Annotated in this window: 8 protein-coding genes; 4 read left to right on the plus strand and 4 right to left on the minus strand. The window is 45.6% G+C overall.

All coding sequences use genetic code 11. The features are described 5' to 3' along the window. The first annotated feature begins 1 nt into the window (after nt 1). Genes B1L02_RS17360 through B1L02_RS17375 form a run of 4 tightly spaced genes read left to right on the plus strand, consistent with a single transcriptional unit; the run spans nt 2 to nt 16,664 of the window. Nucleotides 2–4,984 carry a non-ribosomal peptide synthetase gene (locus B1L02_RS17360; RefSeq protein WP_088532013.1) on the plus strand — a complete coding sequence of 1,661 codons (4,983 nt, stop codon included), beginning with the start codon at nt 2–4 and terminating at the stop codon, nt 4,982–4,984. A 2-nt stretch (nt 4,985–4,986) separates the two neighbouring features. Beyond that, nucleotides 4,987–11,298, plus strand: coding sequence for a non-ribosomal peptide synthetase (locus tag B1L02_RS17365; RefSeq protein WP_088532014.1), 6,312 nt, complete (start codon nt 4,987–4,989; stop codon nt 11,296–11,298). A gap of 3 nt (nt 11,299–11,301) precedes the next feature. Further along, nucleotides 11,302–15,414, plus strand: coding sequence for a non-ribosomal peptide synthetase (locus B1L02_RS17370; protein WP_088532015.1), 4,113 nt, complete (start codon nt 11,302–11,304; stop codon nt 15,412–15,414). Beyond that, a complete protein-coding gene (locus B1L02_RS17375) occupies nt 15,411–16,664 on the plus strand; it encodes an MFS transporter (protein WP_088532016.1) in 1,254 nt (417 codons plus the stop codon). Before B1L02_RS17370 ends, B1L02_RS17375 begins: the two co-directional genes overlap by 4 nt. Nucleotides 16,665–16,698: 34 nt before the next feature. Here the strand turns inward: B1L02_RS17375 and B1L02_RS17380 are convergent, their stop codons facing one another. From B1L02_RS17380 to B1L02_RS17395, 4 genes are all read right to left on the minus strand, one after another. Further along, nucleotides 16,699–17,361, minus strand: coding sequence for a fumarylacetoacetate hydrolase family protein (locus tag B1L02_RS17380; RefSeq protein WP_088532017.1), 663 nt, complete (start codon nt 17,359–17,361; stop codon nt 16,699–16,701). An 87-nt stretch (nt 17,362–17,448) separates the two neighbouring features. Further along, nucleotides 17,449–18,645, minus strand: a complete 1,197-nt coding sequence (locus B1L02_RS17385) for an ABC transporter permease (RefSeq protein ID WP_088532018.1) — start codon at nt 18,643–18,645, stop codon at nt 17,449–17,451. Further along, nucleotides 18,635–19,591 (minus strand): ABC transporter ATP-binding protein, encoded by a 957-nt coding sequence (locus B1L02_RS17390; protein ID WP_088532019.1) that lies wholly within the window; start codon nt 19,589–19,591, stop codon nt 18,635–18,637. Before B1L02_RS17390 ends, B1L02_RS17385 begins: the two co-directional genes overlap by 11 nt. 60 nt (nt 19,592–19,651) lie before the next feature. Continuing rightward, a complete protein-coding gene (locus tag B1L02_RS17395) occupies nt 19,652–23,221 on the minus strand; it encodes an ABC transporter permease/M1 family aminopeptidase (RefSeq protein WP_088532020.1) in 3,570 nt (1,189 codons plus the stop codon). Nucleotides 23,222–23,223 lie beyond the last annotated feature (2 nt).

Genomic DNA, 23,223 nt, shown 5'->3' on the forward strand with positions numbered 1-23,223 from the left:
AATGACCGCCCAGTCTCCTATTGATTACAGCACTCAGCCGCAGATCTTATTAACGCAAGCATTCAGCCAATACGCCAATAAAGTTGCACTGGTATTTAACGGTACGCAAGTCACCTATCAAACACTTGAAGAGCAGGTAACACGAGTCGCCGCGAATATTCAGCAACAGGCGAGTCTGAGCCAATCTCAATCGCCTTATGTGGCACTATATCTCGAGCGTGGCATTGATATGGTCGTGGGGATCTTAGCGGCAATCAAATCAGGACTGGGTTATATCCCTATTTCCACTGAGGCACCCAAAGCTCGCTGCGAGTTTATTCTTGAAGATAGCCAACCGGCGCTTATCGTCACTCATGGGCATTATCAAGCGCTGCCACAATTTGGCCACACGCCTCAAGTGTTGATCGAATCTCCTGCAACGCAAGCCTTTGTTACTCCTGATTATAAAATGAGTGATATTGCCTATGTGATCTACACCTCGGGCACCACTGGCACGCCAAAGGGCGTAGAAGTACCTTACCAAAACTTACTTTATTTAGCCGAGTCACAAATTGACCGCTTTGAACTAGACCAACTTGACCGCGTTATGATGTTTGCCTCTTATATTTTCGATGCCAGTGTATTTGAGCTGCTCGTGCATATCATGTTGGGCCAAACTGTATTTGTAACGACAGAAACCGAGCGACGCGATGCCAAAGCGCTAAGCCAATTGATCTCAAAAAATGCCATTCAATTTGGCGCTATCCCTCCTGCATTGCTGGCTTTGATGGACCCCCGAGATTTGCGCTCTATGCGCAAATTAATCGTCGCAGGAGAAACCCCAAATCTAGAAATGCTTTCTCGACTCTCAGAAGTCACGCGAGTGTTTAACGGTTATGGTCCTACCGAATATACAGTGTGCACCTGCGCCAATGAATATACCAATGCCGACTCCGAATTTAATATTGGTCAACCTTTTGTGAATACCAGACTTTATGTGCTAGATGAGCAATTGCAACAAGTAGCCAATGGTGCTATCGGTGAGCTCTATATTAGTGGTGCAGGTTTGGCAAAAGGATACTTAAACCGTCCTGAACTCACAAAGTCTCGATTTATCGCAAACCCCTATTATCAAAAAGAAGTAGACCCTGCGCACTTCGCTAGACTTTATAAAACTGGCGACTTAGTAAGTTTTGACGGTGATAATTATCATTTTGTTGGTCGTAATGACAACCAAATTAAGCTACGCGGCTTTCGTATTGAGTTAGGTGAAATAGAAAAAGTTGTTGCCCAACATGAAGCAGTAAAACTTGCAAGCTGCCAAGTAGTACAACGAGGTAATGCTAAGTTCTTGGTGGCATTTATCGTTCCTCATAGTGAACCTACAGCAGACCTTGGACAACACATCAGCCAGTTAGCAGAAAAGCTACTGCCAGACTATATGCTGCCTGATCACTATCAATGTTTAGACTCATTACCCATGACCGAAAACGGGAAGGTAGATAGCCGCGCACTCGCTAATTACGAATTAAGTAGCCAACAAGACCAACCACAAAGTCAGCTTAGCCAAGAACAACAAGCTTTTTTAGCGCAGTTCCAAGGTTTCTGTTTGCCTGGTCTTGGCTGGCAACAAGATTTTTTCCAACAAGGTGGTGACTCCATCTCTGCAATCAACCTTAGCAACCAGTTATTTCAGCAGCTCGGCTTAAGCGTGCCAACACATCTAATCTATCGCTATCGTAGTGCTGGACAAGTATGGCAAGCAATGCAAACTCAACACTTTGAAACCATTGCGATTCCAAAGCGCGGTGCCGATTTTGAGGAGGTCGCCCCGCTATCACTGCAACAACGCGCGATTTGGTTTTTAGCCAAAGCCGATCCAAGCGATAAAGCCTATCATGCAAAGTGTACTATCACCTTCAGTGGCGATTTAAATGTACCTGCACTACAAGGTGCATTACAGGATATCGTTGATAACCATGCGATTTTCCGTACTAGCTACGACTTACATGAGCCACTGCAATATATTGCAAAGTACTACCAGCAAGACGTGCCTTACTTTGACTTTAGTGAGTATCAAGAAGCACAAGCATTAGCTGAGGTCGACAAACTCGTGAATGGTCATATGAATGATATTTTTGCGATTGACCAATTACCGCTGGCACGCTGGGCAATTATAAAAATTAGCGAATATAAACATGTACTTATTCATATTGAACATCACTTAGTACATGATGGTTGGTCTTCTAACATCTTCCTTGATCACCTATTTAGTTGTTATAAACAGCGCTTGAATGGCGCAAGCCAAGGTACTTTGCCAGAAATCACACAATACGCCGATTACGCAGCCTATCAGCATCAATGGTTGGGAACAGAGCAAGCCGAGCTGCAACGTCAATTTTGGAAAGCACAACTTCAAGACGCACCGAGCCGTATTAACTTGCCTGTTTCTCGTCTCGGCGAAACCGCAACCGAACGTGGTCGCGCACACCGGGTTAAACTGCCTCGTTCGCTATGGAACAATTTAAAAGCCTACAGCCAAGCGCATCAGATCACGCCATTCGCCGTTGCCCTTGCGGCATTAAATATTGTCCTTTCGCGCTTTAGTGGCGATGAGGATATTTGTATTGGTTCTGGCGTTGCAAACCGAGGCTACACCAATGTGGATGATACCATTGGTATGCTCGTCAGCACCGTAGTGGCGCGAGTTCAGCAAACACCAGAAATGTCTGTTGAACAACTGGTACAGCATTGTTTTGAAGTCAGTAACGATATGCTGGCCAATCAAACCCTACCATTTACTGAAGTCGTCGCGGATGTAAACCCTGAGCGCATCAAAGGCGTTAACCCGTTATTCCAGATCTGTTTTAGCTTCCATGATTCACCACTGCCAGAGCTTACGCTTCCGGGGTTAGATGATATTGAGTATTTCGAGGCGATCAGCAGTCAAGCGGCTAAGTTTGAGATTAATATCGTGGTGCTTACCCGTATGGGGCAAGATCAGGATGATTCGGTCACTATGTTATGGGAGTTTGACTTAAACCGCTACGATCCTTGGTTTATCGATGCCTTAAGTGACAACTTTAGTCATATTCTCGCGCAACTTATCAGCGTTGATGGGCAATTACCACTTGAACAGTTGAGTTTACAAAGTCATGTTGAACGCGATGTTCAAATAGCGCAGCACCAAAGCCAAGATTTACTGTCACTATTTACGCATCACGCGCAGTCTCGCAACCAGCAAACTGCACTTATCACCAGTCAAACGGAGTTAAGCTATCAGGCGCTGAGTACTCGTTCAGACAGCCTTGCTGCACATATTCTTAAGCAGTATGGCAAGCTTGAGTATATCGGCCTATATCTGCAGCCCGGCTTTGACACAGTGGTTGCTATGCTTGCCATCATGAAAGCTGGCGCCGCTTATGTGCCGCTATCGCCAAGGGCGCCAGCTGCCCGCAATGCTTTTATTATTGACGATGCTCAGCTCAAATTAGTATTAACCAACACCATAAGTCAGCAAAGCTTGAGCGAAAATGAGCAATCAAATTGGCCACTGTTAAATCTAGATAATACATTCGCGCCTTGCGACATTGCACTTTGCCAACCGTCGCCTGATTCTGCAGCCTACATCATTTACACCTCAGGTACGACGGGCCAACCTAAAGGCGTTATTCAAAGCCATAAAAATGTTGCGCGCTTGTTGTCTGCCAGTCAACCGCTTTATCACTTTAATAGCGAAGATACTTGGGTGCTTTATCACGATACGATTTTTGATTTTAGTGTTTGGGAAATATGGGGCGCACTGTGTCATGGCGGTCGCTTGTTTATTCCAAGCTACGAAGAAGCAAGAGACAGTTTTGGTTTTGTAAAACAGTGTGAGCAGTTTGGTGTCACTATACTTAACCAAACCCCAAGTGCATTCTATAACTTCAGTGATGTTGCCATTTCTGCCGCGGCGTCGCTCGATAGCCTTCGCACTGTGATCTTTGGTGGTGAGCAGCTCAACTACGATAAACTGAGCACTTGGTGGCAACGCTTTGGTAAACGTATTCAATTGGTCAATATGTACGGTATTACTGAAACCACAGTACATGTCACCTATCAACCTTTACACCCTAACATGAATACCCAGATTGCTGACATTGGCGTGCCGCTCAATGATATGCAGGCTTGGGTGCTGGATAGTCAGTTACGTCCCGTACCTGTGGGTTGTCCCGGAGAGCTGTTTATCTCTGGTGCAGGTTTGGCGATGGGTTATTTGAATCAACCTGAGCTAAGCACTACTCGCTTTTTCGAGCTAACGCTCAATGGCAAACTCACCCGCGTTTACAGAACTGGTGATAACGCCAGGTTATTGCCAAACGGTCATTTGGAATATCTAGGTCGTTTGGATAACCAAGTGAAGATCAGAGGCCATCGTATCGAGCTTGGTGAAGTCGAATCCCAATTGCTCAACTATAGCGGTGTTAAGGAAGCAGCAGTGATCACCTATCAACGTCAAAATCAAACGGCACTAAGTGGCTATGCGGTGATGGAAAGCCATGCTTATTTTGATGCAGAGCTGTTACTTAATCATCTACGAACGCAGCTACCAGCATATATGGTACCGGATAGCATCACTCAACTCACGGCGATGCCACTAACCGTAAACGGTAAACTAGATAGCAAAGCACTACCGCTACCGCAGATGTCATCATCAAACCAATACGCCGCTCCGCGCACAGCGCTTGAACAGACGCTTTGCCAAATTTGGCAAACCACATTAGAACTGGAACAAGTCGGTATCCATGATAATTTCTATCGTCTAGGTGGTAACTCCATCTTAGCGGTGCAGCTCGTGCGCAATGCCCATAAATGGCATCAGATTGCGATCCCGTTATCAGCGATCATTGCCAACCCATCGGTTGCGGCTCTGGCGCAATACCTAGACACCATAGAGTTGGGTGATATCACCCAATCTCAAGACGCACCTGCCACCACCTCTTCGCAGGTGATGGAGCTATAGTCATGGAGTTAACATCCTTACTAAACGACCTTCACGCGCAGCAGTTGCGCGTGTGGGTGTCTGAGCAAAATACCTTGGCACTGGGATATGAGGGTAACGTAGCGCCAACTTTGCTCACGGCACTCAAAGCGCATAAAGCTGAATTATTGGCGCTACTAAGCGCCCACCAGATCTGCTCCGAAGCAGCCTTTTTAAGTTGGCCATTATTAAAGCCAGTGCCGCTTTCCAATGCCCAGGCAAGGTTGCTGTATGTAGACAAACGTGCACTAAAGTCCTGTGCTTATCATATTCCAATGTTGGTTGAGCTGAATGATCCAGCGCAGCAACAAGACATAATCTCGGCACTAGCACAGCTGCTTGTCCATCACCCTATCCTCACGAGCGTGATTGAAACCGATGCTGAGCATTTTAACTGCCGAGCAACCTTACAACCTCTTGCGGTCGAGTATCACCGAGCAACCACCTTGACTCATGTACAAACACTGGTAAGAGAGCACATCCACACGCCGTTTGATCTCCATACTCAAGCTCCCTTTAGAGTCTGTATTATTGAGCTTGAGCAAAGGCGTTTTATGCTTTTCCTTTGGCATCATATCGTCTTTGATGCTTGGTCAATGCGAGTCATGTTGCGCGATCTGGTTAGCTTGCTACAAGGAGAAAGGATTAAGCCATTAAGCTATTTTGACTTTGCCAAGTGGCAACAAAGGCAAGAACAAAGCGCTGCACACAGCTATTGGCAAACGCAACTTGCAGGCGCTCATGCCACACAAATTGCACCACTGTTTGCTACACAAACACACAAAACCGAATCGCTCACGCACTATTTTGCACTTTCACCACAGCAAAGTCAGGCATTGCGTGCCCTAGCAAAATCATTAAATACCACAGTGTACAGCGTGTTGCTTGCCCATTACTGTTATATTTTGGCACTGCATAGCGGTGAAACAGATATCGTGATTGGTGCGCCATCGGATAATCGAGATCACCCGCAAACGCAAGAAATGATTGGCTTTTTTGTCAACACCTTAGTGCTTAGAGTGAAGCTAGATTATCGCCAAAGTTTTGCCAGCCTCGTGCAGCAAGTTCATGAGACCGTGCGCGCCGCAAAACAATACCAAAGTTATCCTTATGATCAACAAGTTGCCTGTTTGAGTGAGGGCAAACACTCACCTCAGCCAAGCTTGATGTTTAGTGTACAGAGATTTGCCAGCGAGCTTATGGACGAGTTTGCGTTACCATTTTCAGCAGTTGATGCTTTTACCAACGAGTCTTTATATAACCCGATTAAATGTGATTTCCGTCTGGCATTTGATGATAGCAATACAAATTTGCAAGGACAGATAAGTCTCGATCCCAATAAGTTTGATGATGCATTTGCACAGCAATTTGCCCACACCTATCAGCAATTATTGGTACAGCAGGTAGAGCACAGCGACGTCGCTCTTGAGCAATTATCAACTTCTCACACTGGTACAATACCACCAGCGACCACACTTAAGCAAACTCCAACCCTATCGCTATATCAACAATTTTTAGCCTGCGCCTCAGCAGCTCCAGATGCACCAGCATTACAAAGCAACGATGAGGTTATTACTTACCAAACACTCGCTGCGCGTGTTCAGCACCTGATTGTGCAACTCCAAGCACAGTTAACCCACGAGCAAAGCCCTGTCGTCGCGCTGATGTTTGAGCGCAGTCCAGAGATGATAGTCGCCATATTAGCAACGCTTGGAGCCGGTGCTGGATATTTACCGCTCAATCCAGAGCAAGGCCAAGCACGTAGTGAGTTTATGTTGCAAGACAGTGGTGCTAACCTGCTACTTTGTCATCAAGCAACCTTGAATACGGCTATGTGTTTTAGCGCAATCACAGAGGTGCAAAACATTGACGAGTTAGCACAACAACCAGCTCCTGTTTTCAATTCAGATCAAGCACACTCACCGTGCCATTCATCACTTGCATATATTATTTATACTTCTGGAAGTACCGGCAAACCAAAAGGCGTTATGGTAGAACAGCGGCAAGTTCAGGCTTTGGTTCAAAGCGCAACTGCGGCTTACGATTTTAACTCAAGTGAAAAAACACTGAGTCTGGCTCCATACTTTTTCGACGCGTCCGTAGAACCACTCTTTTTAACGCTGCTCAACAGTGCGTGCTGGGTGATCATAAATGAGGCAAGTGCAAAGTCGCCAGCCATGATACGTGACGCGCTCGTTAACCAACGGGTCAGCCACTTAGTCTCAGTTCCCGCATTTTTAAGTGCCATCGGTACGCCGCCCGACCACCATGCCCTTCGGCGAGTGATCACGGGTGGCGAGCCTTGTGACCGTAATCTCATGGAGGCATGGACGCCTCTTCTTCATATTGAATATGGTCCGACCGAAACCACGGTAACCGCAACAGCAAACCACCAGCCGCTACAATCACGCTATTTCAATAATATTGGCGCACCACTACCTCATGTTGATATTCAGATCGTTGATGCCAACCTCAAGGCGCTGCCACTCTTTTGTCAAGGAGAGATCCTTATTGGTGGCGCGAGTGTCGCACGAGGCTATGTTAACCTTGCAGAGCAGACGGCATCGCGCTTTATTAACTGGCACGGAACACGTATGTATCGCACGGGCGATCAGGCGCGGTATCTGGCAAACGGCGAGATCCAATTTTTAGGACGTGCCGATGAGCAGGTAAAAATTCGTGGCTATCGCATCGAGCTACAAGAAATAGAACACTTACTTAACCTGCACCCGCAAATCAACCAAGCTTGCATCAAAGTGCAGCAAAACAACCATCTCATTGCTTACTTCACTGGTGAGCAAACCCTCTCTCACACCGAGATTGTGAAGTGGCTACAACCACAATTACCAGATTATATGCTGCCAAGTGCCACGTGTTGGCTCGAACAATTGCCTGTGCTCGCCTCTGGTAAAGTGGACAGCCGCAGCTTACCAAGCGTCGCACTAGTATCACAGACACCATACCGAGCACCACGCACGCCATTAGAGCAGCAGCTTTGTGCTCTATGGCAGACGCAGCTTGAGGTTGAACTAGTAGGCATTGATGATGACTTTTTTGCCTTGGGCGGCCATTCTCTAAGTGCAATGACATTGGTCGCTAAAATGCACACTAGCTGTAACGTTAACATTAGTTTGAGTCAGTTTTTGCAAAGTAAAACGATAGCGCAACTAGTATCACAACAAGCTAGCAACGCCTGCGAGCCTTTACCGGTCGCATCAACATCACAATCACTTGATGAAATCATCGTGCCCGCGCAGCAGCAAGCGATGCTCACCAGCGAGCAATTAGCAACACAATCTGGCGCTTTTCATATCCCCTTACAGCTTAAATGCCCAAGTGAGCTACAACAGCAAGCCTTACAACACGCAATCTATCAACTGGTTGAGCGTCATGCTATTTTGCGCACCCGCTATACTCAACAGCAACAAGGTCGCTGGGCATATAAAGATGAGCAAGGCGTGCCAAAATGCGAAGCTCTAATAAACACGCAGCATAGTGAATTTATCGCTCAATCATTTGACCTTGAAAATGATGCGCCGCTGCGGCTCGGACTGTATCACCAAGATGATGAATTTGGCGTGTTACTGGTATTTCATCACATAGCCTTCGACGGCTGGTCTACACAAGTATTGTTAGACGAGCTGAACACGCTGCTATCGGGACACACGCTTACCCCAACCTCACTGCAATTTCGCGACTATGCATATTGGCAATCAACACAACAATACGACGAAGCCGCAGCATTTTGGCAGCATCACTTGATTGATATTGATGTCACCCCATGGCCAACCGATGAGCCAAGACAGGCTTTGTTTGATCATCAAGGTGAAGCATTCCCCTTTACCCTCTCAGCAACACTAACTGCTGAGTTAAGGGGGCTAGCAAAATCACATCAGGTATCTATGTACAACTTACTACTGTGTGCTTTTCAGCTCGCATTATGTGCTTGGGATAGTCGTGAAAGTATTGTCGTTGGCTCCCCCACTGATAACCGCGACTCGGCATTTAAAGATACACTAGGTTACTTTGTTAATACCTTACCGATGCCGCTGCGTGTCGACTTAAATAAGAGTTTTTCTGACTACCTAAGACAAAGCCAAACGCTGTTACTTGCGGCAAAATCTCACCAACAATTGCCATTAGAGTCAATTGCCGCGCAACTTGGGTTGATCCGAGAGGTGGGTGTATCGCCACTGTTCCAAGTGTTTTTTACCTTTGATCAGTTCTCACTACCAACAGCGCAATATCAACATTTTGAAGTCGCCAGCGACACCGCCCAGCAAAACCAATATCACCCAGCCAAGTTTGACTGGAATTTGGTGATTAAAGATATGCCAGACCAACTGATTGGTCAGCTTATTGTTGCTCGCAGTCGTTATCACTCTTCCCGCTGCCAACAATTTGTGCACTTTTTCTGCCGTTATCTTGAAAATCTCTGTCAGTACAACGAGGAACCTTTACTGCAATGTCCTTTAGTTAGTACTGAGTATCTACAGCAAGTCATCTCAGAAACTCGATTATCACAACCAAATGACGCTTTTTTAGTGCAATTTACGAAGACAGTAGCAGCGTATCCAGAACGCACTGCATTAAGCTTCGCCGAGCAAATCGTGAGTTACCGCGAGCTAGACTTGTTTTCTGATCACTTAGCAGCACAGTTGGTTGCAACCAATGACGAAGGCTCGCCAGTTGCACTTTATTTTGATAAAGGTATAGAAGCCCCCATTGCCATGCTAGCGGCGCTAAAAGCGGGCATGCCCTTTGTCTCACTCTCAGCCAATCATCCCGTTGCTCGTCGCCAAGAGATTATGGCAAAAGCGCAGGCAAAACTGCTCCTTAGTCGCACACCACTCAGCTGGAATGCATTGCCAACACTGACTCTTGATGTACAGACACTACGGCAAAGTACTCAACTACTGCCATTCTCGGCCAACAATCATGCGGCAGACAAACTGGCTTACCTCATTTTTACTTCGGGGACGACGGGAGAGCCAAAAGGGGCGATGCTGTCTTACCAAGGCCTTGCTAATCTCTGCACCGAGAAGCGCAACACCCATAAACTAGAGGGAAATACTCAGGTAGTCACCAGTCAATATGCTGAATATGTTTTTGATGCCTGTATTTGCGAGATATTTCCTGCCCTAGCAGCCGGCGCCAAACTGGAAATCATTCCAGAGCCAATACGCAAAGATCCACAACAGCTGTGCCGCTATCTCAAAGCTAAGCAGGTCAACGTTGCGTTTATTCCTACGGTATTTATCAATCAGTTTCCAAAGTGGATTGCGGATATTAATTTAACCGTATTGTATGCCGGTGGTTCTCGTTTAGACCCTGTCAGCCAAAAGTTGGCAGAGTATCATTTCAATGAATATGGATTAAGTGAAACAAGTGTCACCGCAACACTTAGTGAAGTACACCCCAATACACCTATCACTATTGGTAAGCCTATTCGTAACACTCGATGCTACGTGTTGGACCCTTTTATGCGGATTTTACCGGACGGCGCGCTGGGTGAGCTATACATCGCCGGTGATTGCGTCGGTTTGGGCTATTGGCAGTCACCAAAGCAAACGGCAAAACACTATATTGACTATCACCTTCGCTGTGACAACAACCACTTTTCTGACGAAAAGCTCTACCGCAGCGGAGACTTAGTGCGTAAAAATCAGCAAGGTGAATTCGAGTTTGTTGCCAGAGCTGACAAACAGTGGGATTTACACGGTCACCGCGTCGAGCCAGGCGAAATCGAGTATAAACTCAAAGCGCACCCAGATGTTGACCATGCCGTTGCACACTTACATTTAAGTGAAACAGGCAAAGTGCTGTTGGGTTATGTCGTATTTAACGCCAACACTGAGTGTGATGTAAACGACCTTCGCCAATGGTTGAATCAACAGCTCCCAAGCTATATGCAGCTCGCTGCGATATCACAGATTGACGCACTTCCAATGACAGTAAATGGCAAACTTGATACCACACAGCTCATCATTCCAACGCTGCAAGATAGTATTACCTATATCGCGCCAGAGACGGAACTACAACAACAACTCGCCAATGCTTGGCAACAAGTACTTGAAATCTCTGAGATTGGCCTACAACACGACTTTTTTGCTTTGGGTGGCTCATCCATACAGGCAGCACAAGTTACCGCTCTGTGTAGTCAAGCGCTCGGCAACGAAATTGCCGTTGCGACCTTACTGACTTACCCACAACTTGACGCATTTGCCACGCAAGTAGAACAACAGCTAAACGCGCTCGCCAGTAGCGAAGACTGCGAATTTGAAATGGAGTTATAACGCATGATCGAATCATTTATTTATGAACTAAAACAAAGTGGGATAAGCGTTTGGCAGCAAGAGGATAAATTAAAAATTGCTAGCAACGTGAATTTACAAGGCCAAGCAATTGTTGAGCAGTTAAAACAGAATAAGCCACAATTGTTACGCTACCTCACAAGGCAAGGCATAGATAGCAAAGCTCGTTTTGATGAACTGTCTATCTTGCCATTGGAAACCCGATGCGCTCCGCTTACGCTTGGGCAGCAACAACTATTGTTTACGCAAGAAGTGAGCAACGCGGCAAGTACTTATCATATTCCATGCCTACTCAAAATCGACAAGCACTGCGATATTGAAAAACTCACAGCAGCAATAGAACAGCTGGTGATCCGCCACAGTGCGCTAGATATGGTTGTGGCCTATGATCACCAAGGAAAGACGATACAACAGCCTGCCAATGAGGCGTTTGTCGTGACGCATCATGAGCTTGGTAATCTAAACTTGTTTGAGCAGTGCGAGCACTTCTTTAACGAGCCGTTTAGCTTACAGCATTCTCGACCATTTCGTGCCTATGTCATCACCTCAAAGGAGCAGCAACATGTGTTTTTTGTCTGGCATCATATCGCCTTTGACGGATGGTCTTTGGGATTGTTTTTACAGGAATTGACGTCACTCTATGAGGGAGAGAATCGACCTCTGAGTCTACAATTTAGTGATTATGCTTATTACATGGCAACACCCGGCCAGCGTGAACGACAAGCAACAAGTCAACGTTACTGGCAAACTCAGTTGGCTGATTACGAACCATTAAAACTAGCGCAAACTCAGTCGCGCCCAGCCACCTTTGATCATCGCGGCGCGATACAGAGCATTGTGCTAGATGAAAGTACGATGCTAAAGTTACAACAAACAGCGAAAACGCACCGTATTAGTATTAATACTCTTGGGCTTGCGGCTTGGTATCACACCCTTGCACTGCTCAGTCATCAACGTCAATTTGTTGTTGGTATTCCTAGTGAAAACCGCCCTACGGCACTGCAACAAAACATACTTGGATATTTTGTTAACTCATTGCCGATTAAAGCGGATATCGACATGACGATGTTACTTGAGCGCTGGTTCACTCAGGTTAATCAAGTCGTTAATCAAGCCAAGCAACATCAGGCCTTGCCGTTTGAGGCCATTAAGAATAGCTTAGACGTGCCGCTCGACACTAGCATGCACCCGATATTTCAAACGTTGTTTAGCAGTAGTCAGTTTGCCCCTGAGCAACATCATACCTTATGGCAAAGCGTTGACCTTGATCTAACCCAGCAATGCCAAGCGAAGTTTGATTTAACATTACACTTGAGTGCAGGGAAGACCACAGAGTTAGGGTTAACTTATGCCACGGCACTTTTTTCCAGCTCATACGCGCAGCAGATCCTCGAGTTATATCAAACGGTTTTACAGGCTTATCTAACAGTTGAAAACGCCCAACAGCCTCTTTATAGCCTACCTTTATTGAGTAACACGGCGCAGCAAAAACAATATCAATTAAGTGGAATGCAACACGCTTATCCGAGCGTGGCAAGTATCACCGACCGGTTTGCTGAAGTAGTAGCGCGCCATCCAGATAAAGCCGCTATCAGTAATCGCCATCAAACCTTGAGCTACCAAGAGCTTGATAACCAAGCCAAGCAACTTGCCAATGCAATCTTGGCAGTCTGCCCTGAACCCAAAGTCGTTGCACTCTACATGCGAAACGACATTGAATTTGTGATTGCCATGTTGGCGGCACTAAAAATCGGCGCGGCATACACAACGCTATCGCTCAAAGACCCAGTGGCGCGTCATCAATATCAACTGAGTGATAGTAATGCTGACGTAATAGTCTCCTTGCATGAACATAGCCAAACATTGGCAACACTCAACCACACCAATATCGCTGAAGTTTTCTGTGATACAAGTCTGGCAGATACTGATATCACGGCGGGTTTTGAGCCTATGTGCATCGCACCTAGCGAAGTCGCGACGATTATTTATACCTCAGGTACGACAGGAAATCCTAAAGGCACATTGCTCTCTCATGCCGCAATTAGCTCTTTGGCACTCGATAATCATAGTTACCAGCATCAGCCCCAAGATAGCTTTATTCAACTCGCAAACCCAGCTTTTGATGCCACTCTATTTGAGATATGGAGCGCATTACTCAACGGTGCTGAGGTGCACTTAGGCTATCAGGACAGCCTTAATTCTGCAGCGCAGCTCCGTGCAACATTGCAGACGTTGAATATCACTTCGATGTTTCTAACCCGCTCACTGTTCGACACTTTGTTGCTGCAAGACGAGCATATTTTCGCTTCTCTGACTCATTTACTCGTGGGTGGTGAAGCATTAACAGAGTCGATAGTAAATAAATTGCTGGCGTCCACATCTTGTCCAAAACACTTTATCAATGGTTATGGTCCGACTGAGTGCACCACATTTACCACAGTGCAAACGATGTCTAAACAGCAGTCTGAGATAGCAATCGGCAAGCCAATCCCAGGGCGCGCGGTAGCTGTAGTCGGTCGCAATAACGAATTACTGCCACTTGGCTGTCCCGGCGAGTTAGTGGTCTGTGGGCATGGCGTGGCTGCACGTTACCTCAATAACCCAACACTCAACAGCGAAAAGTTTGTATCCCTAAATCTGTTTGGCTCTATGCAAAAGTACTATCGCACGGGCGACTTAGTGTATTGGAATGCACAACAGCAACTGTGTTATATCAACCGTGGCGATCAACAAGTCAAAGTGCGAGGCTTTAGAATTGAGTTGGCAGAGATTGAGCATCACCTTAATCAGCTGGCGGATATAGATAGCTGTGCGGTTATTGCTAAAAAGCAGCAGGCTCAGACCTTGCTGCATGCATATTTGGTCATCAACCCCGCGGCCGATCAAGCTGCGGTACTCAGCCACTGTAAAACTCAGCTTACCAAGCAGCTTCCTAGTTATATGATGCCACATAGCTTCAATGTACTTTCGGCGTTACCGTTAACGCTCAACGGCAAGCTCGACAAAACTAAGCTGCCAGAACCTGAGCTAAAGCAGCATCAACTCGTTATGCCACAAACCAACACAGAGAAGGAAGTGCTGACCATTTGGCAGGATGTTTTAGGCCAGAATCCACTTTGTTGTGCGACGGCAGTAACTGAGCAAGGTGCCGACTCCATTAGTTTATTAAGCTTTTGTGGAGCTGCAAGCAAGCGTAATTGGCAGCTAACGCCACAACTTATCCTTGAACACCTATCAGTGCAGCAACTGGCAAGATTTATTGATAATCAGACCCGACTTGATTTTGCCACCATGAGTGAAAGTCAAGCAATTGACGCTGCGCTTGCCCATGAGCATTTCGCTCCTTCACGTTTTTTCAATGCACCGCAGAGTGAGTTTCTGCTTCATCTCATGCCCGCAGCAGCAACCGCTGATAGCTTTGCACCTCTGTGTGAAAAACTCGCGCCCGACCTGCGCATTCACGCATTAGAAAATATCAAACTGTTCACAGGCAAACATATCAGCTTGCATACTATGGTGCGCTATTATGCTCAGCGTATTACAGAGGTATCGCCAACTGGCCCACTTTACTTGGGCGGCTTTTGTGAAGGTGCGGCATTGTCACTGGAAGTGGCGCGTTACTTGGCCGAAATGGGTAGAGAAATTGTCCACTGCTTTTTGATTGACCCCGTCTTACCAAGACTTACTTCAGCAGCGCGTCAGGCCGCCGAAGAAGAGTATATCCGTTCGCAAGACGATGACGCTAAACCTATCGCCCGAGCATTTTTAGACTTTACTCAATACTTTCAAACCGCGACGGCGTTTACCTTCCCTGTGAGCTTCTTTATCGCCGATCATGTCAGTGATGAGGCCATTCCACTTCCGGCACTGAGGTTGATCCATCAAGTGGAAGACATACCTTCACTGTATAAGCGGACGTTTGCAAGTGACAGAAATGGTTTTGAAAATTTACTTGCCAATGCAGACTATATTGCGCTTGAAAGTGCACACGATGAAATCATGACTGACGCTAAAGACTTATCCATCATCGCGTCACATATTAATGCGTTAATGCAGCAAACGAATAGCGCCGCAACCACAGTGGAGCAACGCGCATGACTCGTTCACAATTTGCTACACGATACGGCATCCACCTTGGGTTAACTATGTTTGCCAGTATGCTGGTGCTCCCTATTTTTACGCCTTATATGCTGAACTTAGGCCTAGCATTGCAAGATGTGGCCTTAGCTATGGTGGTCATGGCTATCACTATCGTGGTGTTTGAAGTACCAAGTGGTATTGCGGCAGATGCCATTGGTCGCCGCAAAGTATTTTTAGCTTCTTTGGTGTTTGCCGCTGTATGCAACTTACTTTTATTGTTGAGTGAAGACTTTTGGCACGTCAGCTTAGCCATGGCATGTTGGGGATTAAGTCAGGCATCGTTAACTGGCACGCTCAACGCATGGTTTGTTGAAACTTATCAAAAGCTTGAAGGGGATGAGCCACTGAATAAGGGGTTCGGTAAAGTGTATGGTATTGGCTATCTTATCGGCGCCAGTGCCGCTTTATTTGCCGCCTTCTTTTTGGCATTTGCGACTAGCCCAACACAACAGCTCAACCACTTGTATCAAGCCTTAATCTTGATTTCGGTAGCGGTATTGTGTTTGGTGTTTGCATGTACTTTTGTCGTGGTGAAAGAGTCAACGAGACCTCTGCAAGACGTGGTTGAGAAAGGACTGATTAGCCAAGCTAAGGCCATGCTGGCAACTTGTAAGCAAAGTGGTATGCAAAGGCTACTGTTGGTGATTGCTTTTGCAATCCCTGTTGCCAGCAGCATAGAGAAGTTTTGGCCAGGCCTAGCAGAGCGCTATAGTAGTGCACCAGTTGACTCTATTGCGTGGATATTCCCAGCAATGATGGCGGCTGGGTTTGTATTAAATGGCGTCGCTGCTGCGATCAGCGCTCCAATCTGTTCTTTATTTGGTCAACGCTTAGGGTATGTCATGGCGTTCGCTCATTTCGCCAAATTAGCCTTTGTGCTGTTGCTTGCTTGGGTTACGTCACTACCATTACTGATTCTAGCCTTGCTGTGCTTTTACCTTTGTATGGGACTAGCGCAACCGGCACAACTGCAGCTACAACACCAATTGAGTAGCGACAACGTGCGAGCCAGTGTGGAGTCTATTATGTCACTAACCACTCGCTTTGGTGGCTTGCTCGGCTCCGCCTTAACCGCATTACTTTTGGGCTACGTAAACCTGACTATCAGCTGGGTAATATTAGGCGCAATTTCACTCGTTGCCATCATGCTGTGTTGCTCGAGCACAATCAATCAACCAGAAGCTAAGCTCGTTGCTGCGCAGTCGTAACAGACTACGCAGCGATGCACATAAAAACGAGAATCTAATTTATCGCAACGTTACCATGCCATGGAGTATGGCTTTTCAGCTGCAGCGTAAGTTCATCGCCATGCGCTAGGCTCCCTACCCCTTTTGGCGTTCCTGTCAAGACAATGTCTCCTGGCTGAAGCGTAAAGTAACGAGCAATGTCGTTTAGTAACTCAGTGATTGGAAAAATCATTAAGCTAGAGTCACCATGCTGTTTCAGCTCACCATTTTGCCAAAAACGATATTCAATGCGCTCAGCAAAGGTGTTTTCATCACATGGAATAAAAGGCGTCATTGGGCAGCTATTATCATAGGCCTTTGCCCGCTCCCATGGGTGCCCTTGTGCTTTTAGCTCACTTTGTAAGTCTCGTAATGTCAAATCGAGTGCCAGCCCAATTCCGGCAATATGCTTGAGAGGCGCTGGGGTTTTTACATCAATTTGTGCGCCTACCAATAGTGCAAGTTCGGCCTCATAATGATGCTCGCCAAGTGCGGCGTTCAACATCATTTCATTCTTAAATGGTACTAAGCTCGTTGCTGGTTTGATAAACAACAGCGGACTGCTTGGAATGGGGTTATCTAGCTCTTTGGCGTGCGCTACGTAGTTTCTACCAACACAAACGATTTTCCCCGTTGGTAGATTTAGCTTATTGTTTTCATTATCAATGTGTTGATACATTTTACCCTCTATGCGTTGCCACAAGCTTTGGTTATGGAGCGTACCATAACCAAAGCATTGTGCTAGCAGGCTATCGTCTACACGATATTACTCCGGTTTACAGACCCAGCGCACCATATCCTTAATTGAGGGTTCTTTGCCATACATCACCATGCCCGCTTTAAACAATCGTCCTGCGGCAACACGGATAAAGTAGCAGCCAAGCAAGGCGCTTAGCAGCGCGCATAACACCTGCCACATGGGCACTTCAATTAACGCCATTTTTACTGGCATCACCACAAATGCGGTAAGCGGGAAAAGACTCAAAATATCCACTGCAAGGCTGCTAGGGCTATCAACAATCATAAATGCGATAACAATTGGCAATATAGGGATCATCATAAATCCTGTCTTGCCACTATGGTTAGGATCGTCAATAGCTGCGGCTATTGCTGCCATAAAAGCTGTTGCCATATAAAGACCCACTATCGCAAACAGGGTAAACCAAGGCAACATTGCAAAGTCTATCATTGTAAAGTCCAAGGCTTCGTTTTTTACAACGACTTGTATAAAAGCCATCGCCAACAAAAATGAAAATAACGTGCTTAACATCGCCTTTAAACAATGTAGCATTTGGCCAAATATTTTACCGTCAATCCAAGTTTGCGCACTCATACAAGAATACAGTTGTTCGGTAACGCGCTGCTGCTTTTCTCCGGTGATAGACACGAAGATCTGTCCAAATGAAGTAAAAATACCGATGAGCATCAATAGCATCACGCCAAATGCTGTCATCGAAGACTGGTTGTGCGCCTCCTTAACTGCATCCTTTGTATATTGATTTGTGACAGTCACAGGTTGCTGTAACAGGGCGAGCTGGGCCGCAGATAAATTAAACGTCTGTGCGAGTTCGTTGCTGTAAAACTGCATAAGCGCTACCTCAACTTCATTCTGCCAAGACATTTTACCTGTGGTAATAAGTTCAAACTGTAACACCTCACCCGCTTGAGCTTGAAGTATCAAAATACCGTCAATTTTCTCTTGTTCTAACTGAGTCAGAAGTTCAGCTTTTGACGCATCAACTCGCTTTAGCAGCAAAGGCTCAGGTAGCTGAGTTAAGTTCATGGCGGATGGTGTTGCGATAACATATTGCTCAGGTTCAAAAAACGAAGTGCTTTGCCAAACATAGATAAGCAAACCTATCGCCAGCATAATTGCTTTACCGATCAGCTCCTGCTTGAGTTTAAAAAAGTACATAAACTCCCATTTGGTCACTTGCAGTATCTGTTGCAGCTTATAAGACATGGGCACTCTCCTGAGATTGCACTTTGCCTTGATGGGATTCGATTGCTTTTAGATAGAGTTGATGCAAGTCCATGGTTTTGGTTTCTATTCCTTGCAAAGTCGTTGATTTAGACAAATCGGCGAGCAACAAATTAAGTTCTGAGGAGTTACTCAACTCAAACTTAATCTTATTCTGACTTAATTGAGTACAAGCCACCCTGTAGTTACCTAAATTGAGCTCTGCGTAGTTCGTTGCCTCACTGAAGCTTACTGTGATGTCGATGCCAACACCAACGTCCTGTTTTATTTCGGCTAACGTGCCATAAAGCACGGCTTGCCCGTGATTCATTAACAGCATTCGATCGGCAAGCTTTTCCACCATCGCCATCTGATGTGCGCTTAAAATAACCGTCATGCCTTGTGCTTTTAATGCTTCCAAAAACACCACCACCTTTTCTTGGTTGATGGGGTCAAGACCAGAGAAAGGCTCATCAAGCAATACAACCTTGGGGTTGTGCAATACTGCCGATATTAACTGTACTTTTTGCTGATTGCCTTTTGACAACGATTTCAACCGCTCATGCGCTCTGTCACTTAAGTCAAACTGTGTTAGCCAAGACTCAATCTGTACTAGGGCTGCGTTTTTCTCAACACCGCGTAACTTGGCAAAATAGAGCAAATTCTGCTGCACAGTTTTTTCAGCATACAGCCCTCTATCTTCTGGGAGATAACCTAAACTTTGATGAGGGATTGACTGATGTGCTTGCCCATCAATATTGACGGCGATTGCGCCACTATCTGGATAGGTAAACCCAACCAACATTCTCACGAGGGATGATTTACCCGCACCATTGGGACCAAGTAGTGCAAAGATCTCACCTTGTTTAACGTTAAAACTTAGATTATCTACTGCTTTTACCGAAACATATTGCTTCGACACCCCTGTTACTTGCAATAAATCTGGCATAACTTTCCTTTAAAAATGAATGAGGGCTTTCGAAAAAGCCCTCTCCTACCTATATATCGATTAGAGTGACTTGATGTTATCGGCTGTTTTCTTATCAACCAGTTTTACAAACGGATCAACGCCAGCAAATTTCGGTAACTCTGTCACTTTCAATTCAATCTTATTTTCACCTGATGTGATCGCGTGTTTTTGTAGGTATAACAGCGTTTCGTCACTTTGAATGTTATTAGGATCGGCAGAGAATAAGGCTATATCAATCTCTTGATTAAGCGGGATTTCTTCTTCGTTACCTTCACCATCTGCATGCTTTTTCGCAGCCTCAACCGTTAAGGTCACTGTATGAAGTTCTCCCGCTTGCGTCGCTTCTTGCACTTCAACCCCCGCAAGCTTAAGCTCATACAACGTAATCGCATTGAACTGATCTTCGATAAATACTTGTTCTTGCTCTGAAGCCCCCGCTTTTAAGTAAGTCAAAAAGTCGAGTGTTGTTGGATAGATATCTGTTCTAAAACGATAGTCATTTAAGAAGCTTCTTAATGCGCTATTGAGTCGCGTTTCTCCAAGTAAATCGTGCAGCGCTAACATCACAACAGAACCTTTATTGTAGTGAATATATTGCTGACCGACTGTTCTGGATAGCGCCCGCTCTTCATACGGATCAGAGCCTCGTCCACTTAAATAGGTGTCTAGTTCGTACTTCAGGAATTTACGGAGATTATTCTCGCCGTACTTTTCTTTCATCACCATAATGGCAGAATATTGCGACAACATTTCCGACAAGATATTTGACCCCTCCACATTAGCACCAATCACCTGATGCGCCCACCACTGGTGCGCCAGCTCATGTGAAGTCACATAGTAAGGTACGTTGATATTGTCAGGATTACGGGTATCCGTTAAAAAGCCAACATTCTCCGAGTAAGGTACTGTATTGGCAAAACTTTGCGCAAAGTCTCGATAACGAGGAAACTCAATAATACGCATTTGCTTATGTTGGTAAGGTCCAAACTCTCGAGTGAAATAATCAATAGAGTCTTTAGTCGACTGCAACATAGTGTCGACATTCCAAGCATGGTCTTTATGGTAGTAAACCTCGAGCGCAATGCCTTTATACTCTTCTCGTTTCACCTCAAGATCCATCGACAAGATGTTATAGAAGTGCAGCATCGGAGCATCCATTTCGTAGACATAGGTCGTGCGGCCGTCTTTGCTGTGTTTTGATTGCAAATAGCCCGGCACCATCGCAACTTGGGACTCATCCGTCGTCACCGTTGCAGCGAATGTGACGAAATTTTCCGCAAACAATGGTTCATGATGATAGTGTGTTTCTTCAATCTTATTACCACGTTTTAGTGGTTCAAGACCGCGCTGACGACGCTCACTTTTGTCTTGAATTTGCTTGTAGATACTATAACCAAATGTCGGGAACAACGTCGTGTTATCGATGAAAGTACCATTGTTCACCAAGGTTTCATCATTGCCTCTATCTACAAAACCAAGCGTTTGACGTACAACTGACATCGTAATTTCACGCTGCTCACCCGGTGTCATTGGTTGTGAAAGCTCAAGCCAAGCATGCTTAAAGGTTTTATCCTCTTCACCTAGCGTAGCGCCAGCCATTTCAACTTGCCACTCTAATGTATGATCAGGTTTATTGACCAAGAATCGAGTGATCTCTTTATCAGAGCGGTTTTCAACCAACAGCTTTACCTGCGCTTCAATACGACGTGTCTTTGGGAATATCTCAGCATTGAGCTGAACATCTAACGTGACTGGTACAGGGTCATCACGATACTGGGCAAATTGTTGCTCATATTGCTCCGCAATATCTTCAGCTTCATCTTGCGTGATAAACTCGTTGACCACTTGCGTGTTGTAGTAAATGTAGCTACCACTACCCACGAATATCAGAGCACCACAAGCCAATAACGCTTTGCCAGTATTGCCTAACTGATAGCCCATCAGTGCAATGCGCGCTGTCAGCGTTTGTCCTGCACCACGAGGCCAAAGTGCATAGCTCAATGTCGCTAACATCATGCTAAAACCAAACCAGTACAAATTATACCAATGTGCCGCACTGAGGAAATGACCATAACCATTAATATCTGAGTATGGCACTGGGGAAGTGTCGCCCAAGTGATACATGTTGTGCTCAAAACCAAAGTTGCTCAGAACTATCGAAATAATGAAATAAACGACGTAGATCCCCATACCCATATATTTGCTTGGACTCATCACCTGTATCAAAAATGCCAAGGTGGTTTGGAAGGCAAAGCCCAACACATACAAATATCCCAAGCGTACAATATACTGGGCAAGATCTATCTGCGTTACACCCGACAATAGTTGATAGCTAATGGTAATCAAGCTACCAAATACACATAACAGCGTCATCACCGCAACTAAAGCGATATATTTAGAGCCCCAAAATACCCAGTTTGCAACAGGGTAAGAGTCAACGATGTCTCCCATTCGCGAATCGCGGTCATGCCATACCAGCTCGGCGCTGTAGTACACCAACACAATGACCAATAATTGCCAGAAGCTGCCGTGGATAAGCTCCACCATTCTAAAGGTCACTGGCCACACTTCTGTGCCATACCAATTAAATGAACCAACTAACGCAGGTATTAAGGTTGCCACAGCCAAAATTAATAACACTAAGAACGGATAGCTTTTAAGCACTTGCTTTACTTCAAAAGCGGTTCTAGTGCAAAAGTGTACCCAACTACTACCTGTGCCCGCTTTAAAATCAAAACGATTCAGCAGCGCCGCAGCTTGGCTACCATCTTCTTTAGCCTTGCTCTTGGTTTTTTGCTTTTGCGGCAAATAATGAGAGGTATTCAGGGCCAAGGCGCCTAAACTGAGCAATGCAACTGACATCCAAATTAAGCGGTTATAGAGCAGCTCATCAACCAAGCTTATGACTGATGTATTGCGATCTGCAATGGTCCAATATTCTGATTGCGCTGAAATGGCTGATAGGCCAAACATGTCTAAATACGCAGCAATAGTACGATATTCAATATCTGAAAAAATACTATTTGCCACAAGGTAAGTCACAAACAAACCCACGGCAACTAAGTACATGGCTATCATGGTTCTAAATTTTTGCGCCACCAGTGCAAATAAGCTCGCCATAAAAAACAGTGAAGGGGCCGCAATGATAAATAGGGGCGTTAGGTAAAAGCTGAGTTTATTAGGCCCAATCAGTTCGGTATCTAACCAACCAACTAAACCACCTATACCAGAGCCTACCCAGATCCCCACTAAACACATTGAAAATACTAGCAAGGTGACAAGATAAGCACCGAGAAACCGACCTAAACGATACTGAGCTAAGTGTAAAGGCTTACTCAAAATAAGTTCACTGAACTTACTTTGATCGTCTCTTATCACTGCACTACCAACAAAGTTAACCACCAAAAAGATGGAAAAAATAGTCATGATGGCAACGGTTTGCAAGATGGCAAAGGGCGAGTTTACATTGACATTGCTGCCACCACCGATCTGTACTGCGTCCGAAACTGACGCAAAAAAGGTGAGCAAAAATAGAATAAGAGAAGTCACATAAAAGGAAGGCTGACGGACAAAATACCGCAGCTCAAAACGCATCATTTTAAATAGCATCT

The sequence above is a fragment of the Pseudoalteromonas piscicida genome (genome assembly GCF_002208135.1).
GTDB classification, from domain to species: Bacteria; Pseudomonadota; Gammaproteobacteria; order Enterobacterales; family Alteromonadaceae; genus Pseudoalteromonas; species Pseudoalteromonas piscicida_A.